General features: G+C 56.3%; 14 protein-coding genes. 12 read left to right on the top strand and 2 right to left on the bottom strand.

Translation table 11 applies throughout. The features are described from left to right. Positions 1-103 precede the first annotated feature (103 nt). The 7 genes from ACA108_17460 to ACA108_17430 all read left to right on the top strand — a co-directional run bounded on the left by ACA108_17460 (position 104) and on the right by ACA108_17430 (position 7266). The gene (locus tag ACA108_17460; GenBank protein ID XEX95120.1) at positions 104-433 is read left to right on the top strand and encodes a YqcC family protein; all 330 of its coding nucleotides are present in this window, start codon (positions 104-106) and stop codon (positions 431-433) included. Continuing rightward, positions 433-1215, top strand: a complete 783-nt coding sequence (truC, locus tag ACA108_17455; protein XEX95119.1) for a tRNA pseudouridine(65) synthase TruC — start codon at positions 433-435, stop codon at positions 1213-1215. Before ACA108_17460 ends, truC begins: the two co-directional genes overlap by 1 nt. A gap of 16 nt (positions 1216-1231) precedes the next feature. After that, entirely contained in the window at positions 1232-1681 is a 450-nt protein-coding gene (locus ACA108_17450) for a flavodoxin (GenBank protein ID XEX95118.1), read from the top strand. Positions 1682-2000: 319 nt separating this feature from the next. Further along, positions 2001-3362 (top strand): MFS transporter, encoded by a 1362-nt coding sequence (locus ACA108_17445; protein XEX95117.1) that lies wholly within the window; start codon positions 2001-2003, stop codon positions 3360-3362. After that, positions 3359-4699: an enolase C-terminal domain-like protein gene (locus ACA108_17440; protein XEX95116.1), complete on the top strand. Its 1341-nt coding sequence runs from the start codon at positions 3359-3361 to the stop codon at positions 4697-4699. Before ACA108_17445 ends, ACA108_17440 begins: the two co-directional genes overlap by 4 nt. A gap of 27 nt (positions 4700-4726) precedes the next feature. After that, a complete protein-coding gene (gene gudD, locus ACA108_17435; GenBank protein ID XEX95115.1) occupies positions 4727-6067 on the top strand; it encodes a glucarate dehydratase in 1341 nt (446 codons plus the stop codon). A gap of 59 nt (positions 6068-6126) precedes the next feature. Continuing rightward, a complete protein-coding gene (locus ACA108_17430; GenBank protein XEX95114.1) occupies positions 6127-7266 on the top strand; it encodes a glycerate kinase in 1140 nt (379 codons plus the stop codon). A gap of 23 nt (positions 7267-7289) precedes the next feature. Here ACA108_17430 and ACA108_17425 read toward each other — a convergent pair whose 3' ends face one another. After that, positions 7290-7631 (bottom strand): helix-turn-helix domain-containing protein, encoded by a 342-nt coding sequence (locus ACA108_17425; protein ID XEX95113.1) that lies wholly within the window; start codon positions 7629-7631, stop codon positions 7290-7292. Between the two features lie 192 nt (positions 7632-7823). Here ACA108_17425 and ACA108_17420 point away from each other — a divergent pair, with 192 nt between their 5' ends. Next, entirely contained in the window at positions 7824-8396 is a 573-nt protein-coding gene (locus ACA108_17420) for a TetR/AcrR family transcriptional regulator (protein ID XEX95112.1), read from the top strand. On the opposite strand, the gene barA is transcribed toward ACA108_17420, so the two are convergent. Then, the gene (barA, locus tag ACA108_17415; GenBank protein XEX95111.1) at positions 8380-11151 is read right to left on the bottom strand and encodes a two-component sensor histidine kinase BarA; all 2772 of its coding nucleotides are present in this window, start codon (positions 11149-11151) and stop codon (positions 8380-8382) included. The genes ACA108_17420 and barA overlap by 17 nt on opposite strands. A 59-nt stretch (positions 11152-11210) precedes the next feature. On the opposite strand from barA, the gene rlmD reads away from it, so the two are divergent. From rlmD to pyrG, 4 genes are all read left to right on the top strand, one after another. After that, positions 11211-12524 carry a 23S rRNA (uracil(1939)-C(5))-methyltransferase RlmD gene (rlmD, locus tag ACA108_17410; protein ID XEX95110.1) on the top strand — a complete coding sequence of 438 codons (1314 nt, stop codon included), beginning with the start codon at positions 11211-11213 and terminating at the stop codon, positions 12522-12524. Between the two features lie 48 nt (positions 12525-12572). Further along, on the top strand, positions 12573-14804 hold the full coding sequence (gene relA, locus ACA108_17405) for a GTP diphosphokinase (GenBank protein ID XEX95109.1): 2232 nt from the start codon (positions 12573-12575) through the stop codon (positions 14802-14804). Between the two features lie 98 nt (positions 14805-14902). Next, complete coding sequence (gene mazG / locus ACA108_17400; GenBank protein XEX95108.1) at positions 14903-15694, top strand: nucleoside triphosphate pyrophosphohydrolase; 792 nt, start codon at positions 14903-14905, stop codon at positions 15692-15694. 226 nt (positions 15695-15920) lie between these two features. Further along, a complete protein-coding gene (gene pyrG, locus ACA108_17395; protein XEX95107.1) occupies positions 15921-17558 on the top strand; it encodes a glutamine hydrolyzing CTP synthase in 1638 nt (545 codons plus the stop codon). Positions 17559-17620: the final 62 nt, after the last annotated feature.

Below are 17620 nucleotides of genomic sequence, written 5' to 3'. Positions count from 1 at the left end.
GAGCACTGTGTAAAAACAGTGCTCCCTTTTTTTATGCCTTTTTTCCGCGCGGCCGATAAGTGGTATGCTTGCCCGCAAATTTTGACTGACGTTTGAGGTTTCCATGGAACGCCATGCGCTGGTGCGCCAGCATTTACTCGCAATCGAACAGGTCCTGCGCGATCACCATCTGTGGCAGGGCGTTGCTCCGGCCCCGGTGGCCTTTGAAAGTGACCAGCCTTTTTGTATGGATACGCTGGAACCCCACGAGTGGCTTCAGTGGGTGCTTATCCCCCGGATGCACGCCTTGATTGACAGCGCGCAGCCGTTGCCCTCGTCTTTTGCCGTTGCGCCTTATTATGAAATGGCGCTGGATGCGGCGCATATCGGTCGTGAGCCGCTGCTGGCCGCGCTGCAGGAACTGGATGTCCTGTTCGCGGGCAATGCCGACTGATGCTGGAAATTATCTATCAGGACGAGTGGCTGGTCGCGGTAAATAAACCGTCAGGCTGGCTGGTTCACCGCAGCTGGCTGGACAGGCACGAGACGGTATTTGTTATGCAGACCGTGCGTGACCAGATCGGTAAACATGTTTTCACCGTGCATCGCCTGGACAGGCCAACTTCTGGCGTGCTGCTGATGGGGCTGTCGAGCGACGTAGGTCGTATGCTCTCACAGCAGTTCGAGAATCATCAGATTCAAAAACGCTACCATGCGGTGGTACGCGGCTGGCTGGAAGAGGACGCCGTGCTGGATTATCCACTTGTTGAAGAGATGGATAAAATCGCCGACAAGCATGCCTCGCAGGATAAAGGCCCGCAGCCTGCGGTGACCCATTATCGCAGTCTGGCAAAGGTAGAGATGCCCGTGCCGGTCAGCCGGTACCCGACGGCGCGCTACAGCCTGGTTGAGCTTGAGCCAAAAACCGGGCGTAAGCATCAGCTTCGTCGCCACATGACCCACCTGCGCCATCCGATTATTGGTGATTCAAAACATGGCGATCTTCGTCAGAATCGCGGTGCGGCTGAACATTTTGGCTGTCAGCGCCTCATGCTGCATGCAAGCCAGCTGGCGTTAATTCATCCCGTTACCGGCGAGCCGCTGACGCTTCGCGCAAAGCTCGACGACACCTGGATGCGCATGATGTCACAGTTTGGCTGGCGTGGAATACTGGGCGACATTGAAAAGGTTGAGTTTGATCCGGGCAACGGTCAGGATGAATCCTCAGAACCGTAATTCAGGGAGTTAACCGATGGCTGAAGTGGGTATTTTTGTTGGCACCATGTATGGCAACGCACTGCTGGTGGCAGAGGAGGCCGAAACGATCCTGAAAGGCAAAGGCCATCAGGCGAAGGTATTTGAAGATCCGGAGCTGTCCGACTGGCAGCCCTATCAGAATCAGTACACGCTGGTCATCACCTCCACTACCGGCCAGGGCGATCTGCCGGACAGTATCGTGCCGTTATTCCGGGCGCTGAAAGATGATGTAGGCTATCAGCCGGAACTGCGTTACGGCGTGATCGCGCTGGGCGACAGCAACTACGACCATTTCTGCGGCGGCGGCAAACAGTTTGACGCGCTGCTACAGGAGCAGGGCGCAACCCGCGTCGGCGAAGTGTTGCTCATCGATGCCAATGATCACCCTGAACCGGAAGCGGCGGCTAACCCCTGGGTTGAGCACTGGGCCACACTGCTTAAATAATTCTCCGGCGGATGGCGCATGCGCTTATCCGCCCTACAAAACTCCCCTCAATCCCATTTTCGTGAAGCATCCCCCAGCACCCTGGACAGACGCCATAAAGTGCTCAAACCCCGCCCGGCAAACTTGTGTCATTGCACGATGAGGCGCGCAGGCTCCCTCCATATACTTCTAGTCGGTTAAAGAATAAACCGCAGATACCCGCTTCACCCTGCGTGTTGCGAAGATAAAAACTGTGGATAAACCGACGCATCATTCTGATTACCCTACAAAAGCTTCTCAGAATGAAATGTAGCCGAAAGCTATCATTCAGGAGTGCAACATGAACACACTTAGCCAAACGGCGAGCGGGGTCGAAAAAAGGACTAACGCCCGCTACTGGATAGTGGTGATGCTGTTTATCGTCACCTCATTTAACTACGGCGACCGTGCCACGCTGTCGATTGCCGGTTCGGAAATGGCAAAGGACATCGGGCTTGATCCGATCGGCATGGGCTACGTTTTCTCGGCGTTCTCCTGGGCCTATGTCATCGGCCAAATCCCCGGCGGCTGGCTGCTGGATCGGTTTGGCTCTAAACGTGTCTATTTCTGGTCAATCTTTATCTGGTCGATGTTCACCCTGCTGCAGGGATTCGTCGACGTCTTCAACGGCTTTGGCATTATCGTTGCGCTATTTACCCTGCGCTTCCTGGTAGGCCTGGCTGAAGCGCCTTCTTTTCCCGGCAACAGTCGAATAGTCGCCGCCTGGTTCCCGGCACAGGAGCGCGGCACGGCAGTTTCAATTTTCAACTCAGCCCAGTATTTCGCGACGGTGATCTTCGCGCCGATCATGGGCTGGTTAACGCATGAGGTGGGCTGGTCGCACGTGTTCTTCTTCATGGGCGGTTTGGGCATTATCATCAGCTTCGTCTGGCTGAAAGTGATCCACGAGCCGAACAATCATCCCGGCGTAAACAAGAAAGAGCTGGAGTACATTGAAGAAGGCGGCGCGCTGATCAACATGGATCAGAAGCAGACCAAAGCGCACGTTCCCTTCTCCCAGAAGTGGGGCCAGATCAAACAGCTCATTGGTTCGCGCATGATGATCGGCATTTATATCGGCCAGTACTGCATCAACGCGCTAACCTACTTCTTTATTACCTGGTTCCCGGTCTATCTGGTGCAGGAAAAGGGGATGTCTATTCTCAAGGCGGGCTTCGTTGCCTCCGTCCCTGCGGTATGCGGATTCGTAGGGGGCGTGCTGGGTGGGGTCATATCCGACTGGCTGATGCGCCGCACCGGCTCCCTGAATATCGCCCGTAAGACGCCAATCGTGCTGGGCATGCTGCTTTCGGTCAGCATGGTGTTTTGTAACTATGTGCAGGCGGAATGGATGGTCGTGGGCTTTATGGCAATGGCCTTCTTCGGCAAGGGCATTGGCGCGCTGGGCTGGGCGGTCATGGCCGACACGGCACCGAAAGAGATAAGCGGCCTGAGCGGTGGCCTGTTCAATATGTTCGGTAACGTCTCCGGCATCGTGACGCCAATCGCTATCGGCTACATCGTCGGGGTTTCCGGCTCGTTTAACGGCGCGCTGATATACGTTGGCATCCACGCGGTGGTCGCGGTGCTGAGCTACCTGATTATCGTCGGCGACATTAAGCGTATTGAACTCAAACCCGTGCTGACAGGACGCGCATCATGACTACTCAGGCAAGCCCGATAGTTACCGATATGAAGGTCATCCCGGTGGCCGGTCACGACAGCATGCTGCTGAATATTGGCGGCGCGCACGGGGCCTACTTCACGCGAAACATCGTGGTGCTGACGGATAATGCAGGAAATACTGGCGTTGGCGAAGCGCCCGGCGGCGAGACGATTTACCAGACGCTGGTGGATGCGATTCCGCAGGTTGTCGGACAGGAAGTTGCCCGCATGAATCGCGTGGTGCAAAACGTCCACAAGGGCAATCAGTCGGCAGATTTCGATACTTTCGGTAAAGGCGCCTGGACGTTTGAACTGCGCGTCAACGCGGTGGCGGCGCTCGAAGCGGCGCTGCTGGATCTGCTCGGCAAGGCGCTGAACGTGCCGGTCTGCGAACTTCTGGGGCCTGGCAAGCAGCGCGACGAAGTCACCGTACTGGGCTATCTGTTCTATATTGGCGACCGGAAGAAAACCGACCTGCCGTATCTGGATGGCAGCAAGGCCAGCCACGCATGGTACGAGCTGCGCCATCAGGAAGCGCTGACCAGCCAGTCAATTGTGCGGCTGGCGGAAGCGGCGCAGGACCGCTACGGTTTCAAAGACTTTAAGCTCAAAGGTGGGGTTTTGCCGGGCGAACAGGAGCTGGACGCCGCCTGCGAGCTGAAAAAACGCTTCCCGGACGCGCGCATTACCGTCGATCCTAACGGTGCATGGCTGTTGGATGAAGCTATAGATCTTTGCAAGGGCATGGGCGATGTTCTGACGTACGCCGAGGATCCATGTGGCGCTGAACAGGGCTATTCCGGGCGCGAGATCATGGCTGAATTCCGCCGTGCCACGGGTCTGCCGGTGGCAACGAATATGATCGCCACCAACTGGCGTGAGATGAACCACGCCGTGATGGTAAATGCGGTGGATATCCCGCTTGCCGATCCGCACTTCTGGACCTTAAGCGGCGCGGTTCGCGTTGCGCAGCTGTGTGACGACTGGGGCCTGACGTGGGGCTGCCACTCAAACAACCATTTTGATATCTCGCTGGCGATGTTTACCCACGTTGGCGCTGCGGCACCGGGCAAGCCTACCGCCATCGATACGCACTGGATCTGGCAGGAAGGCGATCAGCGCCTGACGAAGTCCCCGCTGCAAATCGTCAACGGCAAAATCGCCGTGCCGGACGCCCCGGGCCTTGGCGTTGAGCTGGAATGGGACCAGGTGCAGAAAGCGCATGAGGTTTACAAGTCGCTGCCGGGCGGGTCTCGTAACGACGCCACGGCCATGCAGTACTTAGTGCCCGGCTGGCAGTTTGACCGCAAGCGTCCCGCTTTTGGCCGTGGATAAAACATTTCGATTAAAAAGGAATTAAAGATGATCACTTCAACTTCTACTCCCGTCGTCACCGCCATGCAGGTCATTCCCGTTGCCGGTCACGACAGCATGCTGATGAACCTGAGCGGCGCGCATGCGCCGTTCTTCACCCGCAATATCGTTATTATCAAAGATAATTCCGGGCATACCGGCGTGGGCGAAATTCCCGGCGGCGAAAAAATTCGTAAGACGCTGGAAGATGCCGCTGCGCTGGTGGTTGGCAAAACGCTGGGCGAATACAAAAACATTCTTAATGCCGTACGTCAGCAGTTTGCTGACCGTGATGCCGGTGGCCGTGGCTTACAGACGTTTGACCTGCGTACCACTATTCACGTTGTTACCGGCATTGAAGCCGCCATGCTCGATCTGCTCGGGCAGCACCTCGGGGTAAACGTGGCCAGCCTGCTGGGCGATGGTCAGCAGCGCAGCGAAGTGGAAATGCTGGGCTATCTGTTCTTTGTCGGCAACCGTAAAGCCACGCCTCTGGCCTATCAGAGTCAGCCGGATGAGAAATGCGACTGGTACCGCATTCGCCACGAAGAGGCGATGACGCCGGACAGCGTGGTGCGCCTGGCGGAAGCAGCCTATGAAAAATATGGCTTTAACGATTTCAAACTAAAGGGCGGTGTACTGGCCGGCAGCGAAGAAGCCGAAGCGGTTACCGCGCTGGCAAAACGTTTCCCGCAGGCTCGCGTGACGCTGGATCCAAACGGTGCCTGGTCGCTCGACGAAGCCATCGGGCTTGGCAAACAGCTGCGCGGCGTGCTGGCCTATGCTGAGGATCCCTGTGGCGCAGAGCAGGGCTACTCCGGCCGAGAAGTGATGGCGGAATTCCGTCGCGCGACCGGCCTGCCAACGGCCACCAATATGATCGCCACCGACTGGCGTCAGATGGGGCACACGCTCTCCCTGCAGTCCGTTGACATCCCGCTTGCCGATCCGCACTTCTGGACGATGCAGGGCTCGGTACGCGTGGCGCAGATGTGCCATGATTTTGGCCTCACCTGGGGTTCACACTCTAACAACCACTTTGATATCTCGCTGGCGATGTTCACCCACGTCGCGGCGGCGGCTCCGGGTAAAATCACCGCCATCGACACTCACTGGATTTGGCAGGAAGGCAACCAGCGCCTGACCAAACAGCCGTTCGAAATCAAAGGCGGTATGGTGCAGGTGCCAACGAAGCCGGGCCTCGGCGTCGAGCTGGACATGGATCAGGTGATGAAGGCCCACGAGCTTTATCAGAAGCACGGGCTTGGCGCACGTGATGATGCGATGGCGATGCAGTACCTTATCCCTGAGTGGAAGTTTGATAACAAACGCCCTTGCATGGTGCGTTAAAACGGATCCGGTGCCGTCAGGCGCCGGACACCCCATCCCCACATCGCGACGGACGGCATATGAAGATTGTAATCGCACCAGATTCTTACAAAGAGAGCCTCAGCGCTCTGGAGGTGGCGACACAAATTGAGGCCGGTTTTCGGGAGATTTTCCCGGATGCCAGCTACGTGAAACTGCCCGTTGCTGATGGCGGGGAAGGGACGGTAGAGGCGATGGTTGCCGCAACCGAAGGGAGTATCGTCGAAGTTGAGGTAACCGGCCCGCTGGGAAGACCCGTTGACGCGTTTTATGGGCTGTCCGGGGACGGGAAAAGTGCGTTTATCGAAATGGCGGCGGCAAGCGGCCTGGAGCAGGTCCCCGCCTCGCAGCGTAACCCGCTGCTGACCACCTCATGGGGCACCGGCGAGCTGATTCGCCACGCGCTGGACGGCGGCGTGAAGCACATCATTATTGGCATTGGCGGCAGCGCCACCAATGACGGCGGCATCGGTATGGTGCAGGCGCTGGGCGCTAAACTGCTGGATAAGCAGGGGCAGTCGCTGGGCTACGGCGGCGGCGAGCTTGATAAGCTGGCAAGCATCGACATCGGTGGGCTGGATAAGCGCCTACAGGCGTGTCGTATAGAGGTCGCCTGCGATGTCACCAATCCTTTAACCGGCGAGGACGGGGCTTCCACTGTCTTTGGCCCACAAAAAGGCGCAACGCCGGAAATGGTAAAGCGGCTGGATAAATCTCTCGCGCACTATGCCAGAATTATTGCCCGCGATCTGGATAAGGACGTGCTGACGCTGGACGGTGGCGGCGCGGCGGGCGGCATGGGCGCTGCGCTTTATGCTTTCTGCGGCGCGGAGTTGCGTCAGGGGATAGAAATAGTTACCGAGGCGCTGGATCTGGATGCGCTGGTGCGCGATGCGGATCTGGTTATCACCGGGGAAGGACGAATCGACAGCCAGAGCATTCACGGTAAGGTGCCGGTGGGCGTTGCCCGAGTGGCTAAACGCTACGGGAAGCCGGTTATTGGCATTGGCGGCAGCCTGACGGCGGACTCAGGCGTGGTGCACGAGCATGGCCTGGACGCGGTATTCAGCGTGCTTTACACCATCTGTACGCTGGAAGAGGCGCTGGACAACGCCGGGGCTAACCTGCGCATCGCGGCAAGGAATATCGCCGCGACGATCGCGATAGGGCGTGCTTTGTAACGCTATACTCGTCCTATAAAAAATCAGGCAACCTTTTGCTCGTGCATTTTCCGATAGGCGGAAGGGGAAGTTGTATATTTTTTGCCGAAAATCCGCGTGAACGACTGCTGGGAATCAAAGCCGTAACGCTCAGAGATGTCGACGATACGGTCGTTGGTATTCAGCAAATCGGTCGCCGCCAGCATCAGCTTGCGGTCGCGGATCCAGGTGCCCATGCTTTTTCCCGTGGTGCTGGTAAACATCCTTTGTAAATACCACTTCGAATAACCGGAGTGCTTCGCAACGTCCTCGATCCTCAGCGGTTTATCCATATTTTCTTCAATCCACTCAATCAGGGATTCCATGAAGTTTGCGGGCATAGACATACTTCCTCCGGGTTAATGCGCTTGTCATTGAGTGAGTGAGCACTCATTATAGGAGGTGGTTGTTCACCGTCAATGACATTTTTGTCAGCGAAATGTTAATCGTTGCTTAAGCGCGGACGTTTTAACATAGTTGCTCCGGCGTCAGGGAACATGGTTTAATTTTGAGTAAATTCGCAATATCTGTGAGGAAATGTGGCTCGTCCAAAGAGTGAATGCAAACGAATAGCGCTGCTTGAGGCCGCAAAGTTAGCCGTGGCTGAATTCGGCTTAGGGGCGGCGACGTCTTTGATTGCCAAAAATGCCGGTGTCGCCGAAGGGACGCTGTTTCGTTACTTTGCCACGAAAGATGAGCTGCTGAACGGGCTGTATCTGTACCTGAAAACGAGCCTCGGGGGAACGATGATGCAGAATTTTCAGGCCGACGCCTCGGTAAAAGAGCGGGCGCGTATGGTGTGGAGCAGCTTCATCGACTGGGGGCTTGTTCATCCTCAGGCCAGCAAGGCCATGCGTCAGCTGGCGGTGTCGGATAAGATCACCCAGGAAACCAAAGACAGCGTAGCGCGTGTTCATCCTGAACTGCGTAAGCTTGCAGAAGACTGCATTACTAATGAACTCTTATCCTGCGGACAGTCGGCCTTTGCGGACGCTATTTTTTTCTCGCTCGCGGAAACCACCACCGAATTCGCCTCCCGGGAGCCGGAAAAAGCCCAGCAGTATAAAACCTCTGGCTTTGAGGCGATGTGGCGCGCTATGTCTCGAAGTTAGCCAGCATTTTCTGGGCTTCTTTAGAGACGTTATCCATCTCATCCAGCAGCTCAAGCAGCTCCGGCTCCAGCTCCTGCGGGGCCACGCCGCTGCGCATCTCATGCTCCAGCCTCATACAAATATTTTTTAGTTTCGGTACGCCGCTATAGCCGCAGCTCCCGTGCAGCTTGTGAATAATATCGACCAGCCCTTCAGGATCCTCCCCAACCAGCTGTTCCTCAACGGTGTTGCACACTTCAGGCAGGAAGGCGAGCAGCATTTGCAGCATGTCTCGTGCGAGATCGGGTTTATTGGCCGCCTGCTGTAAAGCCCGCGACCAGTCCAGCGTCTGGCTGGCCTGCAGGCTCTGCGGCGAAATATCCGGGATCATTGCCGGGTGAGAGGCCACAATAGTGCCGGGCTGGTAGCGGGCGAGAAGATTGACCAGCTTCTGTTCCTCAATGGGTTTGGCGAGGTAATCGTTCATGCCGGCGCTCAGCAGTTTTTCTTTCTGACCGGCCATAGCATGGGCCGTGACGGCAATCACCGGCGTCTGCTGGTGATGCGGCATCTGGCGGATCAGCTCGCAGGCGCGTATGCCGTCCATCTCCGGCATCTGGATATCCATCAGGATGATGTCTATCTGCATCTGCCTGGCGCGCTCAATGGCCTGCATGCCGCTGTCGCATAGCACGACGTTCTGCACCTGGTCCTCAAGCAGCGCACCAATCAGCTTCAGGTTTGCCGGGTTATCGTCTACCGCCATGACGGTCATTGGCAGCTTGCCCGATTCGCTGCCGTCCACCGGCGCTGGCGTTTTGCTGAAGGAGCGATCTGCCAGTATCGGCAGCAGTCGGGTGGAGGTAATAGGTTTGAGCAGACAGCCCGCCACGCCTTTGCTCTTCAGCTCCTCTGCGTTGACCTGCGCATGGCAGGGGAGCGCCAGAATCAGGCAGTCCGTCAGGGCCGTGGCCTTCACCAGCTTCGGATTTTCCATGCTCAGCGAGTCGTTATAGGTAATCGGGATGCCGATCAGCAGGATGTCATAATGCTCATCCGGCAGCGTGGTGAACGACGGGCTGTAGACCACCGTTAGCGGCGTGCTGGAAAGCAGATTCAGCGTACTTTGCGCCGCTGCAGCGTTCTGTTCAACATAGGCAATGCGCTTCCCGGTCAGGTTTTCGGTCGAGTGGCCGTCGAGCACCGCGTTAGGGTTCAAATCCAGATTGATATGGAACCAGAAGGTCGAGCCGCGGTTTGGCTGGCTGTGAAATGAAATGTCCCCGCCCATCTCGTTAACCAGCTTCTGGGTGATGACCAGCCCCAGCCCGGTGCCGCCGTGACGGCGGGAGATGCTGGCGTCAGCCTGGCGGAAGGCCTGGAACAGCCGCGACTGCTCGCGTTCGGGAATGCCGATGCCGGTATCGTGGATCTGCATCTCTATCTGGACTTTGTTATTGCCCAGCGAACGCTTCTCAACCAGCAGGTCGATGTTGCCGCTTTCGGTAAATTTAATCGCATTGCCGACCAGATTGGTGATGACCTGCTGCAAACGTAGCGGATCGCCAATAACGTTGTCCGGCACATCATTTTTAATATTGAGCGTCAGTTCCAGACCTTTGTCGTGGGCGGCATGGGCGAGCAGGGTGACGACGTCATCCAGGGTATTACGCAGCGGGAACGGGATGCTTTCCAGAATCAATTTCCCGGCCTCGAGTTTGGAGAAGTCTAAAACGTCGTTGATGATGGTCAGCAGGTTGTTCGCCGAGCGTTCAATGGTGTGCAGATGATCGCGCTGGGTGGCGTTAAGATCCGTTTTTAGTGTCAGTCGGGTAAAGCCAATCACGCCGTTGAGCGGCGTACGCAGCTCATGAGACATATTGGCGAGGAATTCTGACTTGATGCGGGCTGCTTCCTGAGCGCGCTTTTTGGCCAGATCCAGCTCAACGTTCTGAATTTCCATCTGCTCAAGGGTCTCACGCAAGTCCGATGTGGCCTGGTCAATATTGTGTTGCATCTCCTCGTGATAGGCGGTCAGGGACATCGCCATCGAGTTAATTCCGTTCTTGAGCATGTCCAGTTCGCCGAGCATAAAGCCCTCAACGCGGCTGTCTAATTGCCCCCGGCGGATACGGTCAACCGTGTTGACCATGTTGCGAATTGGGCTGGTTACATCGCGCATCAGGCGATAGGCGAATAGCATCGCAATCCCCACGCAGAACAGCATCATCATGATGGAGATGAAAATTTCCCGATACTGCTGCAGGCGAACCGACTTCAGATCCAGCTCCATTGCGACGTAGCCGAGGGTGTTGCCGTCCTGCTTGGCATCCACCACTGCGGACTCATCCGGCGAGTAGCTTTCGGAAATGATTGGCGTACGCAGGATTATCACATCGCCTCTGCGCGTGACGCTCAGGCTCAGGGGGATTTTTACTCCGGCGGGAAGCTGCAGAACGGATGGGCTAAGTTGGAAATTTGAGGTGACAAAAAGCTTGTTGTTCTCATCGAATACCGAGATGGCGCGGACGATATCAGAGTGACGACGGTGCAGCACGCTAACCAATTGGTGGATAGACTCACGACTGTGGAAGTTCATCCCGTACTCGCTCGACACGGCAAGCGGTTCAATAATGCTGGTGCCGGCATCTTCCAGCTGGCGCTGTAAGTCGTTGTAGCGGTGGACGACAAAGAAGGTACTGAGCAGCAGACCGATCATCAGCGTCGGAGCCAGAATCAGGATCATCATGCGTGCCCGCAGGCTGTAGTTGGTCATGGGGTTCCGATATGGGACAATTGAGGCAACGGTTAAAATTTAAGAGTTCATCTCGACATATGGCGCAATTCTACTCTGCAAAGCGACGTGTTACGACACGTCAGATCATAACTGTGACGGTTAATGACCTTGACCCCTTCGGGCAGGGCGTTGCGCGTCACAACGGAAAAACGCTGTTTATCGCGGGTGCACTGCCGGGTGAGCAGGCCGAGGTCACGATCACTGAGGATAAACGTAATTTTTCCCAGGCTGTGGTCAAACGGCGCTTAACCGACAGCCCCGAGCGGGTTGTGCCACGTTGCCCGCACTTTGGCGTTTGTGGCGGCTGTCAGCAGCAGCACGCAAACGTCCCCCTTCAGCAGCAGGCGAAATCCCGCGCGCTGGCCCGCATGATGGGCACCCGTGATGCCCCTCGTGAGGTGAATGAGATTATTTCAGGTGAGCCGTGGGGCTACCGCCGTCGTGCGCGCCTGAGCCTCAACTTCAATCTTAAAACGCATACGTTGCAGATGGGCTTTCGTAAGGCCAGCGACAAAGAGCTGGTGGAGATCAAACGGTGCCCCGTTCTGGTGCCCCAGCTCGAAGCACTGATTAACCCGCTGCGTAAATGCCTGTCGGAACTGAAGGCCGTGCGCAAGTTAGGGCACGTAGAGCTGGTGCTGGCGGGCAGCGGGCCGCTGATGGTTCTGCGGCATCTTTCGCCGTTGGAGCCTGCCGATCGACAAAAACTGGAACAATTCTCGCATTCTGTCGGGCTTGCGCTATTTTTAGCACCCGACGGTGAAACGCTTGAGGCGAACGGCAACGATGCGCCCTGGTATGATTCGGACGGTCTACGATTAAGTTTCAGCCCGCGTGACTTTATCCAGGTGAACGACGGGGTGAATCAGCAGATGGTCGCTCGCGCTATCGACTGGCTGGACGTACAGCCAAAGGATCGGGTGCTGGATCTGTTCTGCGGCATGGGCAATTTTACCCTGCCGCTGGCGAAACGAGCGGCGAGCGTGGTGGGGGTGGAAGGCGTTGCTGCGCTGGTGGCGAAAGGCGAATATAATGCCCAAAATAATTCGCTGAAAAATGTCACATTCTTTCATGAAAATCTGGAGGAGGATGTGACTCGTCATGCCTGGGCGGCGCAGGGATTCGATAAAATCTTACTCGACCCTGCCCGAGCCGGTGCGCCAGGCGTGATGCAGCATGTGATTAGCCTTGCTCCCAAACGGGTCGTTTACGTCTCGTGTAGCCCCACTACGCTCGCCCGCGATAGCGAAGCGCTGCTGGCTGCGGGCTATCAGATTCAGCGGCTGGCAATGCTCGACATGTTTCCCCACACTGGGCACCTGGAGTCAATGGCGCTCTTTGAGCGTATTTAAGCGGTTAATCAGGCCTGGGTCTGATTGAGAAACCGACAGGAGAGGACAATGGTTGCGGTAAGAAGTGCACATATCAACAAAGCTGGCGAATTTGCGCCCGATAAATGGATTGCGAGTCTCGGGATCACTAACCAGCAGTCGTGTGAGCGCTTAGCCGAAACCTGGCGTTACTGCGAGCAGCAGACGAAAGGCCATCCGAACGCGGAGCTGCTGCTGTGGCGCGGCGTTGAGATGGTGGAAATCCTCTCTATGCTCAGCATGGACAACGATAGTCTGCGGGCGGCGCTGCTGTTCCCGCTGGCGGACGCTGGCGTGGTCACCGAAGAGGTGATGAGGGAAAGTATTGATAGTCAGGTAGTGACGCTAATACACGGCGTGCGCGACATGGCCGCCATTCGCCAGCTGAAAGCCGCCCATACCGATTCCGTCTCCGCAGAACAGGTTGATAACGTCCGCCGCATGTTGCTGGCGATGGTGGATGACTTCCGCTGCGTGGTCATCAAGCTCGCCGAACGTATCGCCCACCTGCGGGAAGTGAAAGACGCGCCGGAAGACGAGCGCGTGCTGGCGGCGAAAGAATGTACCAATATCTATGCGCCGCTTGCCAACCGCCTCGGCATCGGCCAGCTGAAGTGGGAGCTGGAAGATTACTGCTTCCGTTACCTGCATCCGGCGGAATATAAGCGCATCGCAAAACTGCTGCACGAGCGCCGTATCGACCGCGAACACTACATAGATGAGTTCGTCGGGCTGCTGCGCAAGTCGATGAAAGAGGAGGGCGTGAAGGCCGAAGTGTATGGCCGCCCTAAACACATCTACAGCATCTGGCGCAAAATGCAGAAGAAAGCGCTGGCGTTTGATGAGCTGTTCGACGTACGGGCTGTGCGCGTGGTGGCCGAACGTTTGCAAGACTGTTATGCCGCGCTGGGCATCGTCCACACGCATTTCCGCCACCTGCCGGACGAGTTCGACGACTATGTTGCCAACCCGAAGCCAAACGGCTATCAGTCTATCCATACGGTTGTGCTGGGGCCGAACGGCAAAACCATCGAAATCCAGATCCGGACCAAACAGATGCACGAAGAGTCGGAGCTGGGCGTTGCCGCACACTGGAAATACAAAGAGGGTAACGCGCGCAGCGGCAGTTCCGGGCACGAAGACCGTATCGCCTGGCTGCGTAAGCTGATTGCGTGGCAGGAAGAGATGGCGGACTCCGGCGAAATGCTCGACGAAGTGCGCAGCCAGGTCTTCGACGACCGGGTTTATGTATTTACGCCAAAAGGCGACGTTGTTGACCTGCCTGCCGGTTCCACGCCGCTAGACTTTGCTTACCACATTCACAGCGACGTGGGGCACCGCTGCATCGGCGCGAAAATTGGCGGGCGCATCGTACCGTTCACCTATCAGCTGCAGATGGGCGATCAGGTTGACATTATCACCCAGAAGCAGCCGAACCCAAGCCGCGACTGGCTGAACCCAAACCTGGGCTACGTCACCACCAGCCGTGGGCGCGCCAAGATCCACAACTGGTTCCGCAAGCAGGATCGCGACAAAAATATTGTGGCGGGCCGTCAGATCCTCGACGATGAGATCGAGCGGCTGGGCATCAGCCTGAAAGAGGCCGAAAAACATCTGCTGCCGCGCTACAACTTCAACGAAATTGAAGAGCTGCTGGCGGCGATTGGCGGCGGGGATATTCGCCTCAACCAGATGAGCAACTTCCTGCAGGCGCAGTTTAACAAGCCAACCGCCGCTGAACAGGACGAGCAGGCGCTTCGTCAGCTGGAGAAAAAATCCTCCAGCCAGCATCAGTCCCGCAGCAAGGATAATGGCCGGGTGGTGGTGGAAGGCGTGGGCAATCTGATGCACCACATTGCGCGCTGCTGCCAGCCGATTCCAGGGGATGAAATTATCGGTTTCATCACTCAGGGACGAGGCATCTCCATCCACCGCGCGGACTGCGACCAGTTGGCCGACCTGCAATCCCACGCCCCAGAACGTATCGTGGACGCCGTCTGGGGTGAAAGCTACTCCAGCGGCTATTCGCTGGTGGTGCGGGTGACGGCGAACGATCGCAGCGGCCTGCTGCGCGATATCACCACTATTCTGGCAAACGAGAAGGTGAACGTGCTGGGCGTGGCGAGCCGCAGCGACACAAAGCAACAGCTGGCCACCATCGACATGAACATTGAAATCTACAACCTGCAGGTGCTGGGCCGTGTGCTCGGCAAGCTGAACCAGGTGCCGGATATCATCGATGCGAAACGGCTGCACGGCTGACCTGTAGGGTGGATAAGCGAAGCGCCATCCACCAAAACATTCAATACCCGGCAGATGGCGCTTTGCTTATCTGCCCTACGTTTTCTTAAGGATCGACATTGACTCAAATTACCCGCCTTCTTGGCATCATGAAGCGGCTGCGCGACCCGGAAAACGGCTGTCCGTGGGATCGCGAGCAGACCTTCGCCACTATCGCGCCCTACACCCTGGAAGAGACTTACGAAGTGCTGGACGCCATTAACCGTGAAGATTTTGACGATCTGCGCGGCGAGCTGGGCGATCTGCTTTTCCAGGTCGTGTTTTATGCGCAGATGGCGCAGGAAGAGGGGCGGTTTAATTTCGACGATATCTGCTCATCCATCAGCGACAAGCTGGAGCGCCGCCATCCGCATATTTTTGCCGACGGCGAAGCGGGTACCAGTTCCGAAGTGCTGGCGAAGTGGGAGCAGATCAAAACCGCCGAGCGCGCGGAGAAAGCTCAGCACTCCGCGCTGGATGATATCCCCGAGGCATTTCCTGCCCTGATGCGCGCGCATAAAATTCAGAAGCGCTGCTCATCCGTAGGCTTCGACTGGACCTCTCTTGGCCCGGTGCTGGAAAAAGTTCACGAAGAGATCGATGAGGTGATGCACGAAGCTCAGCAGGTCGTTGTGGACGAAGCGAAACTTGAAGAAGAAGTCGGGGATTTGTTGTTCGCTACGGTTAATCTGGCCCGCCATTTAGGCACCAAAGCTGAAGTTGCTTTGCAAAAAGCCAACCGCAAATTCGAGCGTCGTTTCCGGGAGGTGGAACGGATTATCGCCGCGCAGGGGCTGCAGATGACCGACGCGACCCTCGATCAAATGGAAAATGCCTGGCAGCAGGTTAAACGCCAGGAAACTGAAATCTAACGCGTTTTTGCGGTCAAGCGCTATTTCCCGGTATTCCCATTTAACAAGCGCTTGATTTGCGTCAAAAACATTTATGCCAGACCCGCTATTTTCTCAAGCCTGACAAAGCGCGAGGTCAGGTTGGCGGGTTGAAGAATGAAAGTTTGTGGCACCCTGAGTGTTCGGGTATACTGCTTTCCCGTCCTGGTTATTCCATCGTCTTTAAACCTAACTTCTCAGGTTCAGCATGACAACGAACTATATTTTTGTGACCGGCGGGGTCGTTTCCTCTCTGGGTAAAGGCATTGCCGCAGCCTCCCTCGCAGCTATTCTCGAAGCCCGTGGCCTCAACGTATCCATCATGAAACTCGATCCGTACATCAACGTCGATCCGGGTACCATGAGCCCTATTCAACATGGGGAAGTGTTCGTTACCGAAGACGGCGCTGAAACCGACCTGGATTTGGGTCACTACGAGCGCTTCATCCGTAACAAAATGACGCGTCGTAACAACTTTACCACTGGCCGTATCTACTCAGAAGTTCTGCGTAAAGAACGCCGTGGCGACTACCTGGGCGCAACCGTACAGGTTATCCCCCACATCACCAACGCTATCAAAGAACGCATCCTTGAAGGTGGCGAAGGCTATGACGTCGTGCTGGTTGAAATCGGCGGCACCGTGGGGGATATCGAATCCCTGCCGTTCCTCGAAGCGATTCGCCAGATGGCCGTTGAAGTGGGCCGTGAGCACACGCTGTATATGCACCTGACCCTGGTGCCGTACATGGCCGCAGCCGGTGAGGTGAAAACCAAACCAACACAGCACTCCGTAAAAGAACTGCTTTCTATCGGTATTCAGCCAGACGTGCTGATCTGCCGTTCTGACCGCGTGGTTCCGGCAAACGAACGTGCGAAAATCGCGCTGTTCTGTAACGTGCCGGAGAAAGCGGTTATCTCCCTGAAAGATGTCGATTCTATTTATAAGATCCCTGGCCTGTTGAAATCACAGGGGCTGGACGATTATATTTGTAAACGATTCAGCATTAACGCACCAGAAGCTAATCTGGGCGAGTGGGAACAGGTAATCTACGAAGAAGCGAACCCAACGGGCGAGATCACCATCGGTATGGTCGGCAAGTACATTGAACTGCCGGATGCCTACAAATCGGTGATTGAAGCGCTGAAACACGGTGGCCTGAAGAACCGTCTGACCGTCAATATCAAGCTGATTGATTCGCAAGATGTTGAAACACGTGGCGAAGAGCTTCTTAAGGGTCTGGATGCTATTCTTATCCCTGGCGGTTTTGGCTATCGCGGCGTGGAAGGCAAAATTGCTACCGCCCGCTATGCTCGTGAAAACAATATTCCTTATCTGGGTATCTGCCTGGGTATGCAGGTTGCGCTGATCGAGTTCGCGCGTAACGTTGCAGGGATGGCTAACGCCAACTCCACGGAATTTGTGCCAGACTGTAAATATCCGGTGGTGGCGTTAATCACCGAGTGGCGTGACGAAGAAGGCAACGTTGAAGTGCGTACTGAAAAGAGCGATCTGGGCGGTACTATGCGTCTGGGTGGCCAACAGTGTCAGCTGACCGACGGTACGCTGGTGCGCCAGATGTACGGCGAGCCGCAAATCGTTGAACGCCATCGTCACCGCTACGAAGTCAACAACATGTTGTTGAAGCAGATTGAAGCAGCGGGCCTGAAAGTTGCGGGCCGCTCCGGCGATGATCAACTGGTAGAAATCATCGAGGTTCCAAATCACCCTTGGTTTGTTGCCTGCCAGTTCCACCCGGAATTTACTTCTACGCCGCGTGACGGGCATCCACTGTTTGCAGGCTTTGTGAAAGCTGCCGGTGAGTACCAGAAGCGTCAGGCGAAGTAAGCAGAGTTAGAACGACAACGCGCGACATTTCGCGCGTTGTTTGTCTGGAGTTTTAGTTTAAC

It is taken from the genome of Dryocola sp. LX212 (assembly GCA_041504365.1).
Classification (GTDB): Bacteria; Pseudomonadota; Gammaproteobacteria; order Enterobacterales; family Enterobacteriaceae; genus Dryocola.
The sequence above is the reverse complement of the archived record's forward strand: the minus strand, read 5'-3'. Positions and strand labels throughout refer to the sequence as shown.

What these genes read in the sequence shown, in the direction of transcription:
- ACA108_17460 (XEX95120.1), top strand. Translation starts at nt 104, where the DNA reads ATGGAACGCCATGCGCTGGTGCGCCAGCATTTACTCGCAATCGAACAG.
- truC (XEX95119.1), top strand. Translation starts at nt 433, where the DNA reads ATGCTGGAAATTATCTATCAGGACGAGTGGCTGGTCGCGGTAAATAAA.
- ACA108_17450 (XEX95118.1), top strand. Translation starts at nt 1,232, where the DNA reads ATGGCTGAAGTGGGTATTTTTGTTGGCACCATGTATGGCAACGCACTG.
- ACA108_17445 (XEX95117.1), top strand. Translation starts at nt 2,001, where the DNA reads ATGAACACACTTAGCCAAACGGCGAGCGGGGTCGAAAAAAGGACTAAC.
- ACA108_17440 (XEX95116.1), top strand. Translation starts at nt 3,359, where the DNA reads ATGACTACTCAGGCAAGCCCGATAGTTACCGATATGAAGGTCATCCCG.
- gudD (XEX95115.1), top strand. Translation starts at nt 4,727, where the DNA reads ATGATCACTTCAACTTCTACTCCCGTCGTCACCGCCATGCAGGTCATT.
- ACA108_17430 (XEX95114.1), top strand. Translation starts at nt 6,127, where the DNA reads ATGAAGATTGTAATCGCACCAGATTCTTACAAAGAGAGCCTCAGCGCT.
- ACA108_17425 (XEX95113.1), bottom strand. Translation starts at nt 7,631, where the DNA reads ATGTCTATGCCCGCAAACTTCATGGAATCCCTGATTGAGTGGATTGAA.
- barA (XEX95111.1), bottom strand. Translation starts at nt 11,151, where the DNA reads ATGACCAACTACAGCCTGCGGGCACGCATGATGATCCTGATTCTGGCT.
- rlmD (XEX95110.1), top strand. Translation starts at nt 11,211, where the DNA reads ATGGCGCAATTCTACTCTGCAAAGCGACGTGTTACGACACGTCAGATC.
- relA (XEX95109.1), top strand. Translation starts at nt 12,573, where the DNA reads ATGGTTGCGGTAAGAAGTGCACATATCAACAAAGCTGGCGAATTTGCG.
- pyrG (XEX95107.1), top strand. Translation starts at nt 15,921, where the DNA reads ATGACAACGAACTATATTTTTGTGACCGGCGGGGTCGTTTCCTCTCTG.